The organism is Flavobacterium sp. UM26 (assembly GCF_057922445.1).
On record NZ_JBVHCY010000008.1, the window covers coordinates 23,626 to 44,850 of the forward strand.

At 35.2% G+C, this 21,225-nt stretch carries 15 protein-coding genes; 8 read left to right on the forward strand and 7 right to left on the reverse strand.

The window, feature by feature from the left end:
- Positions 1 to 61 precede the first annotated feature (61 nt).
- The 6 genes from ACZ1AQ_RS10445 to ACZ1AQ_RS10470 all read right to left on the reverse strand — a co-directional run bounded on the left by ACZ1AQ_RS10445 (position 62) and on the right by ACZ1AQ_RS10470 (position 8,768).
- A complete protein-coding gene (locus ACZ1AQ_RS10445) occupies positions 62 to 3,142 on the reverse strand; it encodes a WD40/YVTN/BNR-like repeat-containing protein (protein WP_489632848.1) in 3,081 nt (1,026 codons plus the stop codon).
- Positions 3,143 to 3,205: 63 nt separating this feature from the next.
- A complete protein-coding gene (locus ACZ1AQ_RS10450) occupies positions 3,206 to 3,943 on the reverse strand; it encodes an outer membrane lipoprotein-sorting protein (protein ID WP_489632849.1) in 738 nt (245 codons plus the stop codon).
- An 85-nt stretch (positions 3,944 to 4,028) separates the two neighbouring features.
- Positions 4,029 to 5,828: a chloride channel protein gene (locus ACZ1AQ_RS10455; RefSeq protein ID WP_489632850.1), complete on the reverse strand. Its 1,800-nt coding sequence runs from the start codon at positions 5,826 to 5,828 to the stop codon at positions 4,029 to 4,031.
- Positions 5,825 to 6,502, reverse strand: a complete 678-nt coding sequence (locus ACZ1AQ_RS10460) for a DNA alkylation repair protein (RefSeq protein WP_489632851.1) — start codon at positions 6,500 to 6,502, stop codon at positions 5,825 to 5,827. Before ACZ1AQ_RS10460 ends, ACZ1AQ_RS10455 begins: the two co-directional genes overlap by 4 nt.
- A gap of 2 nt (positions 6,503 to 6,504) precedes the next feature.
- On the reverse strand, positions 6,505 to 8,187 hold the full coding sequence (gene ggt, locus ACZ1AQ_RS10465) for a gamma-glutamyltransferase (RefSeq protein ID WP_489632852.1): 1,683 nt from the start codon (positions 8,185 to 8,187) through the stop codon (positions 6,505 to 6,507).
- Positions 8,184 to 8,768 carry an acyl carrier protein phosphodiesterase gene (locus ACZ1AQ_RS10470; RefSeq protein ID WP_489632853.1) on the reverse strand — a complete coding sequence of 195 codons (585 nt, stop codon included), beginning with the start codon at positions 8,766 to 8,768 and terminating at the stop codon, positions 8,184 to 8,186. Before ACZ1AQ_RS10470 ends, ggt begins: the two co-directional genes overlap by 4 nt.
- A gap of 148 nt (positions 8,769 to 8,916) precedes the next feature.
- On the opposite strand from ACZ1AQ_RS10470, the gene glmM reads away from it, so the two are divergent.
- Complete coding sequence (gene glmM / locus ACZ1AQ_RS10475) at positions 8,917 to 10,305, forward strand: phosphoglucosamine mutase (protein ID WP_489632854.1); 1,389 nt, start codon at positions 8,917 to 8,919, stop codon at positions 10,303 to 10,305.
- Between the two features lie 528 nt (positions 10,306 to 10,833).
- Positions 10,834 to 12,321, forward strand: coding sequence for an aminotransferase class V-fold PLP-dependent enzyme (locus tag ACZ1AQ_RS10480; protein WP_489632855.1), 1,488 nt, complete (start codon positions 10,834 to 10,836; stop codon positions 12,319 to 12,321).
- Positions 12,322 to 12,379: 58 nt separating this feature from the next.
- On the opposite strand, the gene ACZ1AQ_RS10485 is transcribed toward ACZ1AQ_RS10480, so the two are convergent.
- Positions 12,380 to 13,249, reverse strand: coding sequence for a lysophospholipid acyltransferase family protein (locus tag ACZ1AQ_RS10485; protein WP_489632856.1), 870 nt, complete (start codon positions 13,247 to 13,249; stop codon positions 12,380 to 12,382).
- A 112-nt stretch (positions 13,250 to 13,361) separates the two neighbouring features.
- Here ACZ1AQ_RS10485 and ACZ1AQ_RS10490 point away from each other — a divergent pair, with 112 nt between their 5' ends.
- The 6 genes from ACZ1AQ_RS10490 (at position 13,362) to ACZ1AQ_RS10515 (ending at position 21,208) form a co-directional block, all read left to right on the forward strand.
- Positions 13,362 to 14,000: a rhomboid family intramembrane serine protease gene (locus ACZ1AQ_RS10490; protein WP_489632857.1), complete on the forward strand. Its 639-nt coding sequence runs from the start codon at positions 13,362 to 13,364 to the stop codon at positions 13,998 to 14,000.
- A gap of 64 nt (positions 14,001 to 14,064) precedes the next feature.
- A complete protein-coding gene (locus ACZ1AQ_RS10495) occupies positions 14,065 to 14,760 on the forward strand; it encodes an SIMPL domain-containing protein (RefSeq protein WP_489632858.1) in 696 nt (231 codons plus the stop codon).
- Between the two features lie 489 nt (positions 14,761 to 15,249).
- Entirely contained in the window at positions 15,250 to 15,579 is a 330-nt protein-coding gene (locus ACZ1AQ_RS10500) for a hypothetical protein (protein WP_489632859.1), read from the forward strand.
- Positions 15,580 to 15,618: 39 nt separating this feature from the next.
- On the forward strand, positions 15,619 to 16,089 hold the full coding sequence (locus ACZ1AQ_RS10505) for a hypothetical protein (protein ID WP_489632860.1): 471 nt from the start codon (positions 15,619 to 15,621) through the stop codon (positions 16,087 to 16,089).
- A 76-nt stretch (positions 16,090 to 16,165) separates the two neighbouring features.
- On the forward strand, positions 16,166 to 19,657 hold the full coding sequence (locus tag ACZ1AQ_RS10510; protein WP_489632861.1) for a hypothetical protein: 3,492 nt from the start codon (positions 16,166 to 16,168) through the stop codon (positions 19,655 to 19,657).
- Positions 19,658 to 19,675: 18 nt separating this feature from the next.
- Positions 19,676 to 21,208, forward strand: coding sequence for a hypothetical protein (locus ACZ1AQ_RS10515; RefSeq protein ID WP_489632862.1), 1,533 nt, complete (start codon positions 19,676 to 19,678; stop codon positions 21,206 to 21,208).
- Positions 21,209 to 21,225 lie beyond the last annotated feature (17 nt).

The following is a 21,225-nucleotide window of genomic DNA, read 5'->3' on the forward strand; positions in this document are numbered from 1 at the left end:
AACCGATAATAAAAAAACGCCAACCGAAGTTAGCGTTTTTAAATATCAAAGTATGGTGAAATTATTCTGCTACAAACTCTGCATAGGTTTTAAGTACAAAAGGAATATTCTGTTCTTTGGCTTGTTTAAGATATGTTGCTTCGTTTTTGGCTTTTAAATTTTTGAATTCTGTCATTGAATTATCAAAACGTTGCAAAATAGCTTCTTTGTTTTCTAATTGTGATGGAGATGGAGCTGTAAAATTTCCCGCTACTGAAGCGTACAATTCTCCTAATTTCTCTCTCAATTGTGGTTCAGCTGTTGCAACATAACCATCACCTGTAGTTACTACCATTTTTGCCTTAAGATTTTCAAAGTCGGTTTTTATCTTAGTTCCTTGTTTTGTAAAGCTTTTGTTTTTAGCAATCAATTGGTCTAATAATTTTACGGTTTCATCAATTTCATAAACAGTATAAGCCAATTCTTCGTTTTTGTTGAACAATTCACGAGTGGTCTCCTTTTGTTTCAAACGATCAGCTGCCGAGATACTACTTTTAGGATCGTTTAGTACTTTAAGATTGTGAGTATAGGTTTCTTTTCCTTTAGTCAAAACTACTTTATAAGTTCCTTCTTGTACTCTAGGAGCTGTAAATCCTGCAAAAGAAAGGGTTTTGGCAGCAGCAATCTTTGGATTTTTCATATTGTAATCCCAGTTAACTACGTTAATCCCTTTTTGCTTTCCTGGTGCCAATGAAATGATTTTATTACCTTTTTCATCTTGAATTTCAATATCCATTTTACCTAAAGTATGTCTTTTCTTTAGGTAATAAATGATTTGTGCACTGGTCGATGGATTTTTACCTACAAATTCAAGTTCTGTTGCTGTTGTTCCAAAACTAGATTGTTCTTCAATGATTGCTGGTTTCAAGTCAAAAAAATGTACATCTTTAGCTAAAACCTCTTGATTAATTTGACGTAGCGGTGTAATGTCATCTAAAATAATAACACCTCTACCGTGTGTAGCCATAACTAAGGAATTGGTTTTTTTGCTTAAGTCCATATAGTGCACTGCAACAGCAGGCATATTATTGGTAAAGTGAGACCAGTTAGCTCCACCATCAATGGTGATATACAATCCTTTTTCAGTACCCAAGAATAACAAATTTTCATTCTTGAAATCTTCTTGAATATTTCGAACAAAACCATCAATGTCTGGTGTTATAATTGATTTCCAAGTCTTACCATAATCTGTTGTTTTGTAGGCGTAAGGTGTATAGTCATTTTTGGCGTGGCCTTCAAAAACAGCATAAGCCGTTCCTTCTCCAAAAACACTTGCTTCAATATGATAGCACCAAGTGTTTTTTGGCAAACCACTAATATTAGCTACCACATTAGTCCAAGTTTTTCCTCCATCTTTAGTCACTTGTACATTACCATCGTCGGTACCTGCCCAAATTACTTTTTCGTTCAAAGGAGATTCTGCAATGGTAAAAATGGTACAATGTTGCTCAGCACCTGAATTGTCAACAGATAAACCACCTGATTTTGTCGTGTCCATTTTCAGAGGGTCTTTGGTGGTCAAATCTGGCGAAATTTTAGTCCAAGTTCTTCCCATATCTTCTGATTTGTGCACGAATTGGCTTCCCATATAAAAACGATCGGGTTGTTTTTGGCTTATTTCCATCGGAGCATTCCAATTGAAACGCAATTTTGGATCCCCTTTTACTGCCAATGGCTGAATCGTAATCAATTCTTGTGTATCTGTATTGTAACGCCAAACATTTTCAGCACCTTGCATTTCGCTGTAAATAATGTTCTTGGTTGGATGTTTGATAACTCTAAAACCGTCCCCTTGACCAATTCTGGTCCAATCACGAGATTCCACTCCGCCTGGACTTTTAGAAGGACCGTACCAAGAACCATTATCTTGTAAACCTCCATATACATTAAAAGGCTCTTTATCGTCTATGCTTACGTGATAGAATTGAGAAACGGGTAGATTGCTTACCATTTCCATAGTATTTCCGCCGTCCCAGCTTCTATAAACCCCACCATCAGTTCCGCAGAAAATACGGTTGCTATCTAGGTTGTCAAAAGTAATGTCGTGGATGTCAGAATGCATCACACCTAAATTTTTAAAGGTTTTTCCACCATCTCGACTGATGGATCCATTTAAACCACCTTTTACTACGATATCAGGATTTCTTGGGTCTACAACAATTCTAGAAAAGTAAAAAGGACGTACAACTAATCCAAAGTCACTATTCAAGTGTTTCCAAGTAGCACCAGCATCCTCAGAGCGATACAATCCGTTCAATTCAGCTTTTTCAGTTTCTAAAACAGAATATAAAATGTTTGAATTTGAAGGTGCAACCGCAATGGCAATTCTACCAAGTTGTCCAGCAGGGAATCCGTTGTGGATTTTATTCCAAGTTTTTCCTCCATCGGTGGTTTTATACAAAGCTGATTTGGTTCCTCCTGAGCTGAATGACCATCCCGTTCTTCGGAATTCCCAAAAAGAAGCATACATAATATTGCTGTTTTTTGGATCCATGATCAAATCCGAACAACCTGTTTTGTTATCTACAAATAAGACCTTATTCCAAGTAGTTCCTCCATCGGTGGTTTTGTAAATGCCTCTTTCGTCACTATCTCCCCAAAGAGCACCCAGAACGGCCACCCAAACTACATCACTGTTTTTAGGATCGATTACGATGGATGCAATACGGTCAGATTTTGGCAATCCCATATTTTTCCAGTTTTGGCCTCCATCGGTAGATTTGTAGATTCCGTCTCCCATAGAAACACTATTTCTTGTCCAAGTTTCACCGGTTCCAACCCAGATGTTTTGGTCGGGTTTAGAAGGGTCGATGGCTACACAGCCAATAGATTGAATGTGATCATCAAATACTGAATTAAACGAAGCTCCGCCATCGTTGCTTTTCCAAACGCCTCCACCGGCAGTTCCAGTAAAGATAATTTTGTTATTTGTTGGGTGCATTTCAATATCGGTAATTCTACCGCTCATTAATGCTGGCCCGATATGTCTGGCTTGAATATCACCAAATAATTCTTTGCCTTTGAGTACTATTTTGTCTTGTGCAAGTACTGTGGTTGCTGATAGTATTCCTAAACAAGCAACCCAAATAGTGGTTTTTTTCATAAAAATTTATGGTTAAAAAAAGCCCTTACTTTTCAATAAGGACTTCGAGTTGGTTTTGTTTATTTATTGAGCAGGAAAAGCATAAGCTTTTGGATCTACCGTTGGATTTAAAGTGATTTTTTTAACTTTCATCGCTTGTCCACCTTGGTTCATGGCAAAAGGGAAGTAAATACCCTCAACTTCTTGATAATCACTCATAGTAGAAACCGATTTTTGACCTTTCATTGGGCCTTGTTTAATTTCTGTTTCAGTTGCGATTGGTAAATTATTTTCAGTATCAAAATAGTAATAGTTGATATCATCAGTTTTTACACCATCAACCGTGATTGGTTTTTTGGTTAACTTTATTTTGTAGCACTCTGTTCCCTCTTTAGTTTCTTTACCCATAAGTTCGATAGCATAGCCTTTTGCTTTATAATCTAAAAAAGGATCAGGAAAATCAGCAGCACTTAATTTAGCATTAGCGGTAGTTTCAGCATCCGATTTTTCGGCTTTCATGGTCATAAAACTAGTACTCCAAACGGTTTCTCCATCAGAAGCCATTTGTGTCATTTCTTTTCCTTGAATGTTGATTTTGACGTACATTTTTCCACCTGGTTCTTGTACTATTTCAACAGGAATTTCCATTCCTTGAGCATTCACAACCATTTCCATTTTAACTCCTTTCAGTGCTTTTAATTTAGCAGCACCACCAATTGTAGTGATGTATTTAGATACAATTTCATCCGCAGTTTGTGCCATTAGCGAGGAACTACCTGCAAGAAGAAACAATGCTAAAGCAGTCAATTTTAGTGTTTTCATAATTTTTGAGTTTAGTTATTTGATTTTAATTAGTTTAGTAGGCGCTTTGCCTTTTTTGTTACAAAAAAATAGTAAAAAATATCAACTAGTCAATAGTCATAGCTTTAAGTTTGGTTCGATAAGCTTCTAAAGCCACCGATTTTGAGATAAAACCATAGTATTTCCCGAATTGTACAACTGGAAGAAAAGCTTTTCTGGTTTGTTCAAATTTATTCATCACGATTTCCATACGATCTGTTGGAGCGACCAAGGCAGCTGGTGCCACCATAATTTCTTTAACGAAAGTATATTTTACGCGATAGGTATTGAATATGATCTCTCTAATGTCATTAAAATGAACCACGCCTAATAATTCATTTTCTTCATTAACTACTGGGAAAATAACTTGATCCGAGTGAGATATTAAATCCACCAATCGTTCTAAGTTTTCGTTTGGCGAGATAGTGAGATAGCTAGTGTCAATTATTGTACTTGTTTCTAAAGTTGATAAGACATTAGCATCTTTATTACTGGTAAAAGCGTGTCCTTTTTTGGCCAAATTTTTCACATCCATCGAATGTTTTTCAAAGCGTTTTGAAATGGCGTAGCTAGTTGAGGCAACAATCATCAACGGTATCATTAGTCCATAACCTCCTGTAATTTCAGCAATCAAGAAAATAGCGGTAAGCGGAGCGTGAAATAAGCCACTTAATATGCCTGCCATTCCAACTATGGTGAAATTGCTTACTGGTAATTTTGCTATACCAATAAGATTGAGTAGGGTTGAAAAAAAGAAACCAACATAAGACCCCAGAAATAAAGAAGGAGCAAAATTTCCTCCATTTCCTCCACAACTCAAGGTAAATCCAGTGGCGAAAACTTTGAGCATCATACTGGCACCAATAAATAAAAGTAACATCCAATTGTTATTGCGGAAGCCTTTGAAAAGGGTATTTTCAAGTAATTGTCCTGGATCACTTTGTGACAAAATACGAATGCTTTCATATCCTTCCCCAAAAAGTGTAGGGAACACAAAAATCAATAAAGCCAAGATGCTTGAGCCTAACAATGCCTTTTTGTAAACAGAAAGTTTAGAAATATGAAAATAGCGTTCTATTTTTTGAAAATATCTTGAATAATAAACAGAAACAAATCCAGTAAAAACACCCAAAAAAACATAATATATGATATTCAGATGATGAAAATGTTCTTGCTGTTTGAAGGAGAGTAAGATGCTTTCATCAAGTGCAACCACAGAAACCATCGCACCTGTTGCAGCGGCAATCATAATGGGTGTAAATGCAGAAATACTTACATCCACTAACAAAACTTCAACCGCAAATAATACACCAGCTATGGGAGCGTTAAATGCTGCTGCAATTCCTGCTGCAACACCACAGCCAATAAGTAAAGTTCTATCCTTGTAACTCAAATGATATTTTTGTGCATAATTGGAGCCAAATGCTGCACCAGTAATTACAATGGGACTTTCTAAACCAGCAGAACCGCCCAAACCAACCGTTAACGAACTAGTCACAATTTGAGCATACATTTGTTTTTTGGGGATAATACTTGCTTTTTTGGCAACGGCATATAAAATCTGTGATGTACCTTTTTCTATACTTCCGCCAAGTAATTTATTTACAACAAAAACAGTAAGCAAAATTCCTATTATAGGCAGAATACTGTTGATGTAGTTGAGTTTTAAAATACCATTGACATAGGTAGCAAACGTAAAAACCGAATGCGCAAATGATTTTAGGATAATAACCGCCAAACCAGCTGATATTCCTACCAATACACTCGATAAAAAAATGAATTGTTTATTAGTAAACTTACTTTGACTCCATACAATTAGTAATTCGAAGCGATTGACCACGCCAGTAATAATAGTGCTGAAATTCATAGTTTTTGTTTTTCAATAATTCGTAAGGCTTCTTTTTTGCTTAATGGTTTTAAATTGGTACTTATAACATAGTTTTGGACAGCTATCGGATTGATTTTACTGTATTCTCTTAATGCCCAACCCATTGCTTTTTGAATAAAAAATTCATTACTTTCTTTAAAGTGTTCACAAACAGCTTCTAAGATAGTAAAATTGGTAGTCTTTTTATAGTCTAATTGAAATAAAAGTGTGCTTCTGTTCAGCCAAATATTTGGAGCATTAGAAAATTTTTCAATCACCGTATTCGTTTGTTCAGGAAATTGAACCAAATAACGACCTAGTAAATATTTGCTAATGGTATCGACAGTATCCCACCAAGAGTAGGTAAGTAGAAGTTGTTCTATCCACTGAATGTCATCTATGACTAGTCTTTTGCAATTTTGAATCAAAAGTTCTATCGCACAATAATGAAATTCTCTTTGTGGTTTGTCGTAAAGCTGAAGTGCCAGTGAACGAGCATTTGCTTTTATTTCAGCTGAATAAGTTATGCTAACCGATTTTAAAATTGCTCTTCGTTGTGGCATAGCAATACCAAAAAACGGAAAATGATTTTTCATATACGCTTCCATAGCACTACTTTGTGCTGTATTGGCCTTCGCTATAAATTCTTTTTCTAAGGCTGTAATGAAATCCATAATTAAAAGCCAACCGCTGTATCGTCACCTCTAAAATCAGCTCCACCTTCAAGTTTTTTATTAGGTAAAACCAAAATAGCATCGACTTTGCCAATGACAGGAGTCGTTTTTTCGTTGATGATATAGCCTTTTGTTTTTAGTTTTTCAAAAGTAGTAGTGTCGAATGTTTTTGGTTCAAAAGTAATTATATCAGGCAACCACTGATGATGAAAACGTGGCGCATTTACAGCTTGTTGCATATTCATTTTATATTCGTAAACATTTAGAATCGTTTGCAAAACCGAAGTAATAATAGTAGAACCACCCGGCGAACCTACTACCATAAATAATTGCCCGTTTTTTTCAACGATAGTTGGAGTCATCGAACTTAGCATTCGTTTTCCGGGAGCAATACTGTTGGCTTCGTTCCCTACTAAACCAAACATATTTGGGGTTCCGGGTTTGGCACTAAAATCGTCCATTTCGTTATTGAGGAAAAAACCTAAAGCATCGCAATAGTATTTGGAACCATAGCCATCATTTAAGGTTGTGGTAGCAGCCACCGCATTTCCAGCGGCATCTACTATTGAATAGTGAGTGGTTTCTGTACTTTCGTTATAGTTCACTTTTCCTTCTTTGATTTCAGAGGACAAGGTGGCTTTTTCGAAACTAAAACTACTCATACGTTGCTGTAAATAGTCATCTGCTAACAATGCTTTAATTGGGATTTTAACAAAATCGGGGTCGCCAAGATAGTGACTTCTATCAGCATAAGCCCTGCGTTCTGCTTCTACAATTACTTGTATGGACTCTGTTGAGTTATGTCCCATTTTAGATAAATCAAAGGGAGCAATCATTTTGAAAATTTCAGCCAAGCAAATACCACCGCTACTTGGTGGAGGCATAGAGATGATTTTTAAATCTTTGTATTGAAAAGAAAGTGGAGTGCGCCATTTGGCTTCGTATTGTTTTAAATCCTTCATTGTGATGATGCCTCCTTTTTGTTGTAGGTACTGCACTAACGTTTTAGCCGTTTGTCCTCTGTAAAATTCATCACGTCCATTTTTTGCGATTCGCTTTAGCGTTGCAGCTAGAGCGGGATATTTTATGGTGTCTTTTTCTTTAAAAGGTTGTGCAAATAAGGTTTGATTGCCATTCGCTTTTATAATTTCTTCTCTGTAATCGTTCAATCGGAGCTCTTGTTTGCGCGTAACTACAACCCCTTTTTCTGCCAAAGCAATTACAGGTTTTAGTATTTCCGACATAGGCAGACTTCCCAGTTTTTTATGAACGGCAAAAACACCAGCTATGGTTCCAGGTACTCCGATTGCCAAGGGAGTATCCGTACTTTTTCCTTTGATAACATTTCCATCAGCGTCTAGATACATGTTTTTGGTCGCTGCCAAAGGTGCTTTTTCACGATAATCAATGGCACCCGTTTCGCCATTGGCTTTGCGATACACCATAAACCCACCGCCACCTAAATTTCCCGCATACGGATAAGCAACTGCCAAAGCCAATTCAGTAGCCACCATAGCATCAAAAGCATTGCCGCCTTTTTGCATAATTTCGACGCCTATCTTGGAAGCTTCTTCTCGTGCAGATACCACCATAGCTTTGTTAGCGATTAGACCGGTTTGCGCCAGTACATTTTCATTCAAAAAACTACAGAAAATAGAAAGAAATAGAAGTTGGAGAATTTTCATAGTTGTTGCATTTTTATTGTCACTTGTTCTTGTATGTCTTGGAAAAAGATAGTAAACTCTTTTTCAAATTCGGGATAAAATTCAACCAATTCATTCGAGGAAAACCTCATTTTGGATGCATTTTTGGTTCGATTATCCATTTGTGTCAAAATCCGACCAATCCCTTCTACTGTTTGATAACTCAATAACCAATTGTGCTCTATTAAGTAAGGCATCATTCCTTTGGTTCTTTCGGATAAAATATCGTAATTGTCTCTTAACGATTGATAAAAAGTTTCGGTAAAATCCTCTAGATTTTCATCAGAATAAGTACTCCAATTTTTAGCTAAAAAATGGTCGTAAAACAAATCAACAATGACTCCAGCATAGTGATGGTATTTGGAGTGCAGTCTTTGTGTACTTTTTCTAAAAACAGGATGCGCATCAGTATAAGTATCAATGAAGCGATGCAAACGAATGCCCTTTTGTATGGACAAAGGGAAGTGTTCGTACTGTTTTCCACGAATGCCATCGGCCATAAAATTACCTATTTTGAGTAATTCATCATCACCCGAAAGAAAAATGTGCGCGAGAAAGTTCATTGTTTTGCTTTGACTATTTCCAAAGATACAAACTTTAAAAAGCCTCACAATAAAAGCCTCGTTTTCCTTAACTAAAAACTTTTCGTTGGAAAGACTATAAGCCCATCCAACTTTTTTATATTTGTAGCTATAACCAAATTGAAATAAAATGACATTAATCAAATCAATATCAGGTATTCGAGGAACTATTGGAGGAAAAGTTGGGGATAATTTAACTCCTGTAGATGCAGTAAAATTTGCTTCGGCCTACGGAACTTGGTTAAAAAAGCATAGCAATAAAGAAAAAAATACCGTTGTAATTGGTAGAGATGCTCGTATTTCTGGACCTATGATTCACAATTTAGTGGTGAATACTTTATTAGGTTTAGGCATTGATGTAATCGACTTAGGATTGTCCACGACACCAACCGTTGAAGTAGCAGTTCCAATGGAAAAAGCCGATGGCGGAATTATATTGACCGCGTCACATAACCCAAAACAATGGAATGCCTTGAAACTTCTCAATGAAAAAGGAGAGTTTTTAAGTGGTGCCGATGGCGAAAAAATATTAGCCATTGCCGAAGCGGAAGCTTTTGATTTTTCAGACGTGGATAGTTTGGGCGAAATTACCATCAATGACGCTTATATGGATATTCATATCGATGAAGTATTGAATTTGCCATTAGTCGATATTGAAGCAGTAAAAGCAGCCAATTTTAAAGTTGTAGTCGATGGTGTGAATTCATCTGGCGGAATCATCATCCCAAAATTGTTAGAGCAAATGGGGGTTGAAGTCGTAAAATTGTACTGCGAACCTAATGGCCATTTTCCTCACAATCCAGAACCTTTAAAAGAACATCTAACGGATATTTCAGCTTTAGTAGTCGAAGAAAAAGCGCATTTAGGAATCGTCGTAGACCCAGACGTTGATCGTTTGGCGTTCATTAGTGAAGACGGCGAAATGTTTGGCGAAGAGTACACTTTGGTGGCTTGCGCGGATTATGTGTTGAGCAAAACACCAGGCAACACGGTTTCGAATATGTCTTCATCAAGAGCGTTGCGCGATGTAACGGTTGCTCACGGGGGCAGCTACGAAGCGAGTGCAGTGGGAGAGGTGAATGTAGTGGAATTAATGAAAAAAAATAACGCTATTATCGGTGGTGAGGGCAATGGTGGAATCATCTATCCTGAATTGCATTACGGGCGCGATAGCTTGGTGGGTGTGGCTTTGTTTTTGACGCATTTGGCCAATAAAAAAATGAAAGTATCTGCCTTGCGTGCTTCGTATCCTGAATATTATATGAGTAAAAACAAAATCGAATTGACGCCTCAAATTGATGTGGATGCGATTTTGGTAGCAATGACCGATAAGTATCAATCAGAAAACATCACGACCATTGACGGAGTGAAAATTGATTTTGCCGAAAATTGGGTACACCTTAGAAAATCAAATACCGAACCAATTATCCGTATTTACACCGAAGCCGCTACGCAACAATTGGCCGATGATCTGGCTATACGCATCATTGATGAAATCAAAACAGTCGCTGGAATCTAAAATAACAAGTTGAGTTTCTAGGACCAACGCATTAGGCTAATCAGGAAACAGGAATCCCGCTATCCGCTATATCTTTGTTTTTTTAAAGAAAAAAAACAAAGGATGCCGCTCCTATCGGGGGTAAAGGAGCTACAATTGGCTTTTTTGGTTTCATTTTTTAGCTTCATAAATCAAGAAAAACCTTTTCAGTAGCAGTATTGAAAAGGTTTTTTTTTGCTCGTTTAATACTATAAAATATAGCATTTTTTGAAAGCTGTTAATATTAGAATTAAGCCTTTGTGCTAAAATCACAAGGCTAACACCTTTGAAAACTTTTTTCTCCAATTTTGTCTAGTCTTTCTAATAAAGAATTTTATTTTGTTAATTATGAATTTGTGTAATTTAAAAAGCACAAAAAATTAGTGCAAATTTGTGTAATTCGTGTTTAACTTTTTTTAATTGTTTAAGAGTGTTTACATTGAATAAAACCAAAATCAATCTTACGTTTTCATTCAAATATAATATATTTGCAATCAAATGAAAGATATAATGACAAATAGCACAAAAGAGACGGCTTTAGAACAGTATTTTCAACAATTTCGCAAAAATATTATCGGAATTGAGCAAGAATTTGAATCTCCATTTGGACGAAAAAAAATCATCTACACTGATTGGACCGCAAGCGGCAGATTGTATCGACCTATCGAAGAAAAATTAATGAATGCCTTCGGACCTTTTGTCGCTAATACACATACTGAAACTACCGTTTCTGGAACGGCTATGACCAAAGCGTATCACCACGCTAGAAATATCATTAAGCAACACGTTAATGCCAATCAAAATGATGTTTTAATCACAGATGGTACAGGAATGACTGGAGTTGTGAATAAGTTTCAACGTATCTTAGGGATTAAAGTTCCTGAAAATTTAAAAGATTTTATTGCCATTCCAATCGAGAAAAAACCAGTAGTTTTTATTTCTCATATGGAGCACCATTCCAATCAAACCTCTTGGTTAGAGACCATCGCAGATGTTGAAGTGATTCCTTCAACCGAAGACGGACTTTTTTCATTAGAAAATCTAAAAGTATTACTTGAAAAATATAAAGAAAGAACATTAAAAATTGCTTCAATTACTTCTTGTTCCAATGTTACTGGTATTCGCACGCCATATCACGAGGCTGCCAAAATGATGCATCAACATAATGGAGTTTGTTTTGTAGATTTTGCTTGCTCAGGTCCTTACGTATCCATTGATATGCATCCCGAGGATGATGAGGCGTATTTGGATGCTATTTTCTTTTCACCGCACAAGTTCTTAGGTGGTCCAGGTACTTCGGGAGTATTGGTTTTTAATAAAAAATTATACAACAATATGGTGCCAGATTGCCCAGGTGGAGGAACCGTATCGTGGACAAATCCTTGGGGTGAACACAAATATATCGATAATATTGAGGACAGAGAAGATGGAGGAACACCTGGTTTCCTGCAAGTAATCAAAACCGCTTTGGCCATTCAGTTGAAAGACGAAATGGGAATTGACAATATTTTGAAACGCGAACACGAAATTGTGGACTATGTTTTTGATTCACTACAGAATGTTTCAAATATCAAAATTTTAGCTGGACAACATCAAGAGCGATTGGGTGTGATTTCGTTTTTTATTGATGATTTGCATTTTAATCTAGGAGTAAAACTTCTCAATGATCGTTTCGGAATTCAAACAAGAGGAGGCTGTAGTTGCGCTGGAACTTACGGGCATTTTTTACTACACGTAGATCAAGAAACGTCTCATAAGTTGGTTAACGAAATAAGTTTAGGAGACTTAATCCGCAAACCAGGATGGATCAGAATGTCAATTCATCCGACTACAACTTCGGCTGAAATAGAATATGTTTGCAATGCTATTAAATCTTTAGCGGAGAATCATAAAGAATGGGCTAAAGAATATCAATATAATGCAGAAACCAATGAGTTTTTGCATCAACAAGCAATCTCTTTTGAAAATGCATTAGTTGAACAATGGTTCACAAAGTAGACTTGAAATTATCCATAAAAAAAAACTCATTACAGTTCGTAATGAGTTTTTTTATAGACTACCGTTTGTGTTTCCATCTTTTATGTGTCCACAAATAATATTCTGGTGCATCTAAAATTTGCTGTTCTACCAATTTCAAAAATCGCTCTGTGATTTCAAAATCAGGTACACTTCTCGCATCAGTAGATAAATCAATAAAAGAGGCTTCGTAAAAGCCTCTTTTTACTTTTTTTACATCAACAAATAGAACATTCATATCGTAACGCTTGGCAAGCATTTCGGCACCAGTGTGAACAGGAACTTCTACTCCCATAAAAGTGTGCCAGTGAAAAGCACGCTCTAATTTAGGTGATTGATCGCTTACCAATCCATACATACACATTTTACCACTCTTTTGATTTTCGCGCATCAGTGGTATCGCTTGTTTTGTCTCTGCTAGTTCGGCATTAAATTTGGATCTAATATCTCGAACCAATTGGTCAAAATATTTATTGCCGATTTTTTTATAAACACCAATACCAAAAAAAGAAGTTTGATCATTAAGAGTCATTAACCATTCCCAACTTGCATAATGTGAGGTTAATAAGGCTACACTTTTTCCTTTTCTTTCAAATTCTTTAACCAATTCGATATTGGTTATTTTGAAACGCTTATCCATTTCTTCTTTAGAGATAGATAATGTTTTGACCATTTCTAAAAACAAATCGCATAAATGATGGTAGAATTTTTTCTCAATAATTAATCGTTCTTCGGTACTCAAATGTGGAAGCGCCAAAGCCAGGTTTTCACGGACAGTTTTTTTACGATACCCCACAATTCGATAAACGATGATGTACATAAGATCTGAGAACCAATAAAAAACGCGAAAAGGAAGGATAGAAATAATCCAAAGAATTGGAAAAACTATAATATAAACCAGAAATTGCATGCTAATTTTTTATGCAAATATAGCCCAAAAAAGGAAACAATTTAATGTTGACACAACTAGGGTTTAAAAATGTAAGATTACTATCTTTACCAATATCTATAAAAAGTTTGTTATGAATATGATTTTGCTTGGCCTTATTTTGGCTAATGTAGTAGTAAGTTACAAAGGATGGAATGACCTATATTTTTTTAGGAAATATGAATTTCATGTAGGAAGTATTCGCGCTGGTGAACAAATTCGAATGTTAACTTCTGGTTTTCTACATGTTGATATGTCGCATTTACTTTTTAACATGCTAACACTTTATTTTTTTGCTCCAGTTGTTATTGCTTTTTTAGGTACTTTTTCCTTTGTTTTGGTGTATTTTGGAAGTTTAGTTTTTGGAAGTTTGCTTACGATGTCTTTTCACAAGAATGACTATAGTTATAGAGCTGTAGGTGCTTCAGGAGCTGTTACAGGGGTGTTGTATTCTGCTATTTTGTTACAACCAGATATGATGTTGGGATTGTTTTTTGTAATTCCTATACCGGCATATCTTTTTGGAATATTGTACTTGTTGTATTCTATTTACGGAATGAAAGCTCAAAATGATAATATTGGTCATACAGCTCACTTTGGTGGGGCTGTTGGGGGTTATGTGATTACTTTGGTAAAAGAACCGCAGTTATTGTTCGAACACACGTTGATGGTGATTCTTTTGGCGATTCCTATTGTTCTTTTGTTTATTCTCGAAAAAAGAGGAAAGCTATAATGGCATTACTTTTGTAAATAGTCCTAGTAATAAAATCATCTATAAATTTTTAAACAGAATTCTTATGAAAAAAGTACTTATCCTATTGTTTGTCTTCTCAGTCTTTGTAGTTCAGGCTCAAGACACTAAACCCACACCTCAAATTAGTGTGAATGGAGAAGGTAGAGTAAAGGTAACACCAGATCAAGCAGCTATTGTAATCACTGTTGAGACAAAAGGTGCTAATGCCAAAGATGTGAAGAAAGAAAATGATATAAAAACTGAAGCCGTTTTAAAATTTATTAAAAAAATAAACATACCATCAGAAGATTTCAAAACACGTCGTGTTGCACTTAATCCACAATATGAATATGAATCTAAAAAGCGTTCTTACAATGCTAGTCAAACCATTGAAATTTTATTGAAAGATTTGACCAAATATGATGGTTTGATGGAGGGCTTGGTAGATGCAGGAGTTAACCGTATTGATGGTGTTACGTTTCAATCTTCAAAATTGGCACAATATCAAGCTGAGGCTCGAAAATTAGCTATGAAAGATGCCAAAGCTAAAGCAGATGATTTCGTGTCTGTATTGGGACAAAAAGTAGGCAAAGCGTTAATGATATCTGATAATTCTCAAAATTACTATCCATCACCTGCACCAGTGTTTGCAATGAAGACCACTATGAGTGATGCTGTTGAAGCAACTCCAAGGGAAACATTAGCAATAGGAGAAATTGCAATTGTTGTAAATGTGAGTGTGAGTTTTATTTTGGAATAAAACGAGAAGTTCATATAAACAAAAAGTCCCGATTTGCATCGGGACTTTTTTTGTGGGGTGAGTAGGGGGAGAACTTAGTTGTAAGCAATAAGTTATCTAGGTGAATAATTATTTAATTATAAGTCTTGTATTTTAAATCTGTCAAAAGTAAGTCAGAGCTAACGAAATAGTGAAATTATGGTATAGGACTATTTCTATTCTTCTTAAAGTTAAATACCGAAACAACTGAACAATAGGTGATTTCTCTCTTTCTTACTATCTAAGCGTTGAAATATTTTATACTTATTCAGTGTTTTGTACAGGAAATGAAATATCTGGCAACAAGGAATTTTGCTCTTATGACAGTTTTTCTGAACTAATTTTATTTAGAGACTATTTTTATAGAAGAAAATAGATGTTTAAAAAAACATAAAGTGGAGTCAGAACCCACTTAAAAAAACGAGGCGGATTCCGAAAAGCCTTATGAGTAGGAAAATAAAAAAAATAATTATGGCAACTTATCCTTACTCTCAAGATTCAATGTTGGTTAACAGCATCAAATCGACAACTGTAGTTTCTATTGTTTCAGGAATGCAGGTAGCAGTTATCACTTTTTCTACTGCAGCTGGAAATTTAGGAACAATTACCCTTTCACCAGTTCAACCAACAGCAACAAATGTAGAATTTAAAGCTGGATCACAGTCATTACAAATTGATCTTATTAGTTTTAGAGCCCAATTCGGTTTTGATAGTGGTCAGGTTACAGCAAGTGGTCGTGGTACAGATCAAGATGGTAATAATGATACTGCTTTTGCAAAGCAGATTGCAACTTGGTCATAATTAAAAATATCAGGGTAATTTCCTGGGTAAATTGAATATATGAAGTCAAGATTAGCAAATGGAAATTTAAATTTTCAAATAAATATACTCTTAAAAGTATTATTTATATGTATGCTTACGGTACTTCCATTATCAACATTAGCCCAGGGAACTTCTCCTGTTTCTGTTCAAAAAATAGTTGCTCCCATTGCTGAAAAAAATTGTACTGGTGAGCGTTATTTTGGTGATTTACTCATTAAATACAATATTGATTCAACTGGAAAAATTGTAGTATGCACCCTATATTTAGCTACTGTTTTGGTAGGAATAGAATCTTTGAACGCGACTAACCCTATATATCAATTTGATCTGAAATCTGGTTTAAGTCAAACTAGCGGATGTTTGAGTATTTATCTGAATTTTTCTCCCTCTATTTCGACACTGAAAGCAGACATAACATATTCTGTAAAAGCAAATAACACAAGCTTTCCTTACAAAGGTGATTTAGTAGGCTGGTATATATATGATTAAATCTTAAAATCTGGATTTTAAGTTGTCAAATATCCGTCTATAGACTTTTAGATTCAACACTTTCATTAAACGAATTATGGCAACCTTACAATTCACAAATACTTCATCAGGTAATAGTTCACTTTATTTAGCAGCAAAAGATGATAATTGGTGCGCTTATCTACTCGTAAATGGTGTTACAGGGCCTACTGACGGAATTATATCTTTGGATAATCTGTCGGCTTACAATGGCTATATTTTATTTTCTTTAAGTGCTCCAACTTTAGATGTCAATACATTTGTAAGTAACGTATATAATTTTCTTGGCCCGTTGCAACCTTATCAATCGGCAGCTGTAGTTTGGTTTGAGAACCCTGACATACCGTTGACTACAGATAATACAACCCAATTGATTTTAACAGGAGGAGCCAACGGTCTTTATTCTGTTTTAAATGGTTACAATTACAACTTTGGCAATGACTTTGCTACACTATTTATAAGTAACACAAATGTTTCGCTTACTGTTGACAGTGTAAATAATACTATGACTATATCTGGTCAGCAAGGAGCTGTTAATTACACTTTTAAACCTAATCATCTTGGATCATCAAGCCAAATTATGAGCGGTATTGAAATACCGCTAACAGGAGTGGGTCAAGGACATATTCGTTTTATATTGGGTTTTGATGCTGCATCAGATTTTATTGGTTTTAATGTAAGTAATCAGTATAGTTTTAATAATAATGCCGACAATGGTATTCTTACGAGAACTACTTATTCACTTATTAAAGCTGGAAATTTGAATGATTTAATAAAAATGCAAGCTAGTATTTATCCTTGTGATTTATTAAATAAAGCGGGTGTAAACACTTATTTTGCTTTTTTAGGAGAAACTTATAATACTTTTACACAGCAAAATAGAACATCGGCTCTTCCTTCTTATTATATAACTAATTTTGGTTATCCTTTAATTTTAGTTCCTTATACCAATTTTATCAACTATGGTATTTCCATAAACTATCCAACTCAGAATAGTTCTCTTTTAGTATTGAGCGAGCAAACACCTGATGATCCCAATGCAATTTGGTATATGGTTCCTCAGGGGGCATTATCGCTAACACTAGACATATCATATGAAGTAAATGTAGACGCTAATAAACAAGTGCAATTAATGTGTGGACTTGGATCTACAGAAACTATTAGTTTTACTCCTCAGTTTATCGACGAGACTAAATCCGAAATTACTGGAATAGGAGATTGGCTTTATTTTCAACCCAATCAAAATGCTTTTGCTCCTCAGTTTCCTATTTTAAGCACAAAAAATGTTGTAGGAAGTAATACCACACAAGAATGGCTGGCAAGCAGTTACATTACTGTATGGAATGGTGTTGTAATGGTTAACAGTGCGCAGACACCTGTGGTTTACCATGCACAGCCGCAAGGTTCTCCATTATTCTCTCCAGATAAGGATCCTAATTCTCCTTTGTTTGTTCATCTCACAACAGGTTCTGGAATATTATCAAATGCACAACAGACTGTTTACTTTCCTTTAGTTCCTTATGGAGCTGTAACAGCAACTCCATCGGGAAAAGTCGATTTTTCTTTGTTTGAAAAACAAATTCTAAATCCAACCCGAAAAGCCATTATTGCTAATGTAATGAGCACAGAAAATATTCCGGCAACAGCATCTCATTTATTTGGAGCCAAAGCAAATGAAAGCGGTATTTCATCTACGAGTCCGCAGGGATTTTATGTTAATGTAAATCCTGATAATGGACGTTGGAATACTTTACAATTAGCCAGTAATCAGTTTTTAAAATCTGATGGAACTCTTTCAAAAGTATTCAATTTGCAATTTACGCCTCCAAGTTCAACGCTTCAAACAGCGCTGCAGTCCAACCAGTTGTTTCTTGTTATTTCATATAATGAAAAATTGAGTGACGGGACTTATGTGCTGGATAACTTTAGCAATGAAATGGAAATAACCGAATGGCCTTTTATATTAAATGTTCCAAAAGAACCGGCCAATGGTCAATATAAAAATGTTATTATATTTAAATTCTGTACAGGAAAACTTCTTGATAAAGTGCAAAATATTCAAGGTTGGATTTCACCAGATACTTTTAACGATACTAGCAATAACGGTCTTCCGAACCTAAGTATGTGGTTACAGCAATACATACAAAGCGGAATTGATAAGTATAAAGTTCAAGGAGATAATGATTATCTTAATTTTTATAATATAGCTACAAATCCAGAATGGCAAGGAGTGCTTTCGCTAGGTGTTGACATTAGTGTACAGGATTTTCCGAAAGAATTACAAGGCTTGCTGGCAGGTATTGATTTAGATAATTTTTATGCTCATCATTTTGGTATAGATATCAGTATTGTAAACAATTCGAAAGGAGTTGTAGCCATGCAGCCTACGAGCTCAATGTTTGCTTTGATAGATTATGAAGATCCTGTATTTGAAGGCATGGGTTCAAATCCTGTTGTGTATAAAAACAAGGCTCCAATAAACGGTGCTGTAGATTATGATTTTGTTGTACTGCAGTTAAAAATAGTTTTTATAAACAGTAAAATATACAATTACAACAGCTATTTAGCACTGACAATTAATAAACTTTTTGGAGAAAAAATAGATGCTGTTAACAGAGCAAATCTAATTATTCTTACGGGTACTTATGAAAACACAAATGGCGTGCCTTCATATAACTTTACCAATACATCAGATAATGTTCTTAACCTTGTAAATAACAATATTATTACAGATGTTGAAATTATAAAAACAGCTTTTGTTACAGTTGTATCTCAAAATGATGTTACAAGCAATACTGTAAATGCCAAATTCTCTTTTTGGGGTTTCATTAATTATAATGATTTATCTGGTTTTGATTTGTTTTCTTTTGGAGCAGAATCAGACAGCGTAACCACAAATTTTAGAGGATTATCATACTCTAATATGTATGTAGATCTCACCTTTGATCTTGAAACTCCTACTACCAAAACATTTATTTTTGATATAAGCCAAATGGCTTTTGATGTGGGTCAGAGCACTCCGCGAAAAGATAGTTTATATTCTCATTTTCCTTTACAGTTATCAGGTATTACAAACGGAGATTCTACAAATACTCCAACTTCACAGGGGTATTTAAATGTAGCTATTCCTTCATTGCAGCAACAGCAAAATGTAAGTGGTCAATGGTATGCATTGGTATTTAACCTCAATATGGGAACACTAGGAGCACTGGCTAGTTCAGCAGGATTTACCTCAACCTTTATGATGGCTTGGTGCGTAGGTGCAAAAGGTGCTTGGTCGGGAGTAAAATTACCGGGAGTTAATCCACAGGCTCCTTCTTTTAGTCTACAAGGTGTATTGAAGTTAAATATAGGGTCGATTATGCTTCAAAAAGCAACTGGTACAGAAACTACTGCTTATCTGATGAAGATCAATAATATTGCTTTAGAAGTATTTAGTTTGTCCTTTCCTCCAGGAGGAAATATCTCCTTTATGTTATTTGGTAACCCTGCAACAGATGCAAAACCTGAAAGTTTGGGTTGGTATGGTGCTTATATAAAAAATACTTAATCATTAAAAAACAAAATCATGCCATTTCCAGATTTTATCGCCACTTTGTTTGGAGCAGATGAAACGGTCAATAATAATACGTTTGAGGAAAATCAGGTATTATTGACACGTTTTTTACAAGCTCAGGAAAATGAAATTATCCGAATTTATGTTACAGCTTCGTCAGGTTACGGACATCAAGCCAATACGGTAAACATAATGTATAGTTTAATAACCGCTGGTTTCAATCATAATATTCAAATGATATATGATGACGCCCCTACTGAGCCGCCAACCATAAATAAGCTTGCTACGTTAATTCCAGGTCTTAATCCAGCTAATCCTCAACCAGTTGTAATCAATGCAAATACAACTATCAGCTTTGTTAGTACTACAGCTTTTAATGCAAATCAACAACCTTTATTAACATTTGGGATTACAGGTGGATATGATAATAGTGCCGATAATTTAGCTCTTAAAACAAATACATCTATTTTCTTAAAATTACAACCCTATTGCTGGAGTTCGACAAATGCATTATATATCAATAGAGGAAACCCTGCAGAGCAAGTTGTGATTGATTTAGGTAAAGTCCCTGTTTTAGGTAATTATATTTTTACAAGACAAAACTATTATTTACCGCTTCCACAAATGACTGAAGCAGATTATACACAATTTACTAATGCTGCTCCTGCTAAAGTCGATCCTTACAAAGCAATTCTTACTGCAAATACTGAGAAAAAGATAAACATGATGCCTCTTTACGGCATTGGAGATATTGATGGAACCATTGAGTCTTTAGGATCAGCTCCTGAAAGTGTTTTGTTTAATTTAATAGCTTCTCTTGCATACACACAAGATTACAGTGATGTACCTTATTTAAAAAAAGGAGCTGTTATAGTTGTTATTGCAACTGTCACTCAGCCATGTTATGATAGATTAACAGCTTTATTACATGGACTTAATGAAACAGTTCCTAAACTCAACGAGTACATTTTGAGTCAGGATTTAAAAAATAGGGTCGATATCATAAATTATGATGATCCCAATTTTAGTCAAAAATTAACTCAGACAGGTACTTCATCAGATAAAATTCTTGTTGTTAAAATGGGAGGTATTCCCGGGCCGGCTTTTAACTATATGTACTCACAAAGTACTCTACCTTGTGTTTTTGAAGGAAAAGGAACTGCTTCTTTAGTTCTTAATATGCCAGTTCCCTATATCAATTTAACCTCATCTGATATAAGCCGTAAATATGTTTATCCTACCTTACCCTTACAGAATGTTAAACTTTTACAACCTGAAACGGCAGCTTGTTTTGAAGCAAAATATTGTAATTCAGCTGCATTTAAATTAATAGAGAATTTTACTACCACAAATACTAATATGGTAAATGGAGGGGTTGACAATACAGCACTTTATGCTGCAGGTCAATTAATTTGGAAAACCTATTCAAATATGGATCCTATCAATATTTATTTCACAACATTGTCCAATTATTTTCACACACTTCAAAATGATAAATTAATGAAAGCATTGCTGTATATGTTGATTTATAATAACGAGAACTAAAAAAAAGATTATGAACC

What these genes read in the sequence shown, in the direction of transcription:
- ACZ1AQ_RS10445 (WP_489632848.1), bottom strand. Translation starts at nt 3,142, where the DNA reads ATGAAAAAAACCACTATTTGGGTTGCTTGTTTAGGAATACTATCAGCA.
- ACZ1AQ_RS10450 (WP_489632849.1), bottom strand. Translation starts at nt 3,943, where the DNA reads ATGAAAACACTAAAATTGACTGCTTTAGCATTGTTTCTTCTTGCAGGT.
- ACZ1AQ_RS10455 (WP_489632850.1), bottom strand. Translation starts at nt 5,828, where the DNA reads ATGAATTTCAGCACTATTATTACTGGCGTGGTCAATCGCTTCGAATTA.
- ACZ1AQ_RS10460 (WP_489632851.1), bottom strand. Translation starts at nt 6,502, where the DNA reads ATGGATTTCATTACAGCCTTAGAAAAAGAATTTATAGCGAAGGCCAAT.
- ggt (WP_489632852.1), bottom strand. Translation starts at nt 8,187, where the DNA reads ATGAAAATTCTCCAACTTCTATTTCTTTCTATTTTCTGTAGTTTTTTG.
- ACZ1AQ_RS10470 (WP_489632853.1), bottom strand. Translation starts at nt 8,768, where the DNA reads ATGAACTTTCTCGCGCACATTTTTCTTTCGGGTGATGATGAATTACTC.
- glmM (WP_489632854.1), top strand. Translation starts at nt 8,917, where the DNA reads ATGACATTAATCAAATCAATATCAGGTATTCGAGGAACTATTGGAGGA.
- ACZ1AQ_RS10480 (WP_489632855.1), top strand. Translation starts at nt 10,834, where the DNA reads ATGACAAATAGCACAAAAGAGACGGCTTTAGAACAGTATTTTCAACAA.
- ACZ1AQ_RS10485 (WP_489632856.1), bottom strand. Translation starts at nt 13,249, where the DNA reads ATGCAATTTCTGGTTTATATTATAGTTTTTCCAATTCTTTGGATTATT.
- ACZ1AQ_RS10490 (WP_489632857.1), top strand. Translation starts at nt 13,362, where the DNA reads ATGAATATGATTTTGCTTGGCCTTATTTTGGCTAATGTAGTAGTAAGT.
- ACZ1AQ_RS10495 (WP_489632858.1), top strand. Translation starts at nt 14,065, where the DNA reads ATGAAAAAAGTACTTATCCTATTGTTTGTCTTCTCAGTCTTTGTAGTT.
- ACZ1AQ_RS10500 (WP_489632859.1), top strand. Translation starts at nt 15,250, where the DNA reads ATGGCAACTTATCCTTACTCTCAAGATTCAATGTTGGTTAACAGCATC.
- ACZ1AQ_RS10505 (WP_489632860.1), top strand. Translation starts at nt 15,619, where the DNA reads ATGAAGTCAAGATTAGCAAATGGAAATTTAAATTTTCAAATAAATATA.
- ACZ1AQ_RS10510 (WP_489632861.1), top strand. Translation starts at nt 16,166, where the DNA reads ATGGCAACCTTACAATTCACAAATACTTCATCAGGTAATAGTTCACTT.
- ACZ1AQ_RS10515 (WP_489632862.1), top strand. Translation starts at nt 19,676, where the DNA reads ATGCCATTTCCAGATTTTATCGCCACTTTGTTTGGAGCAGATGAAACG.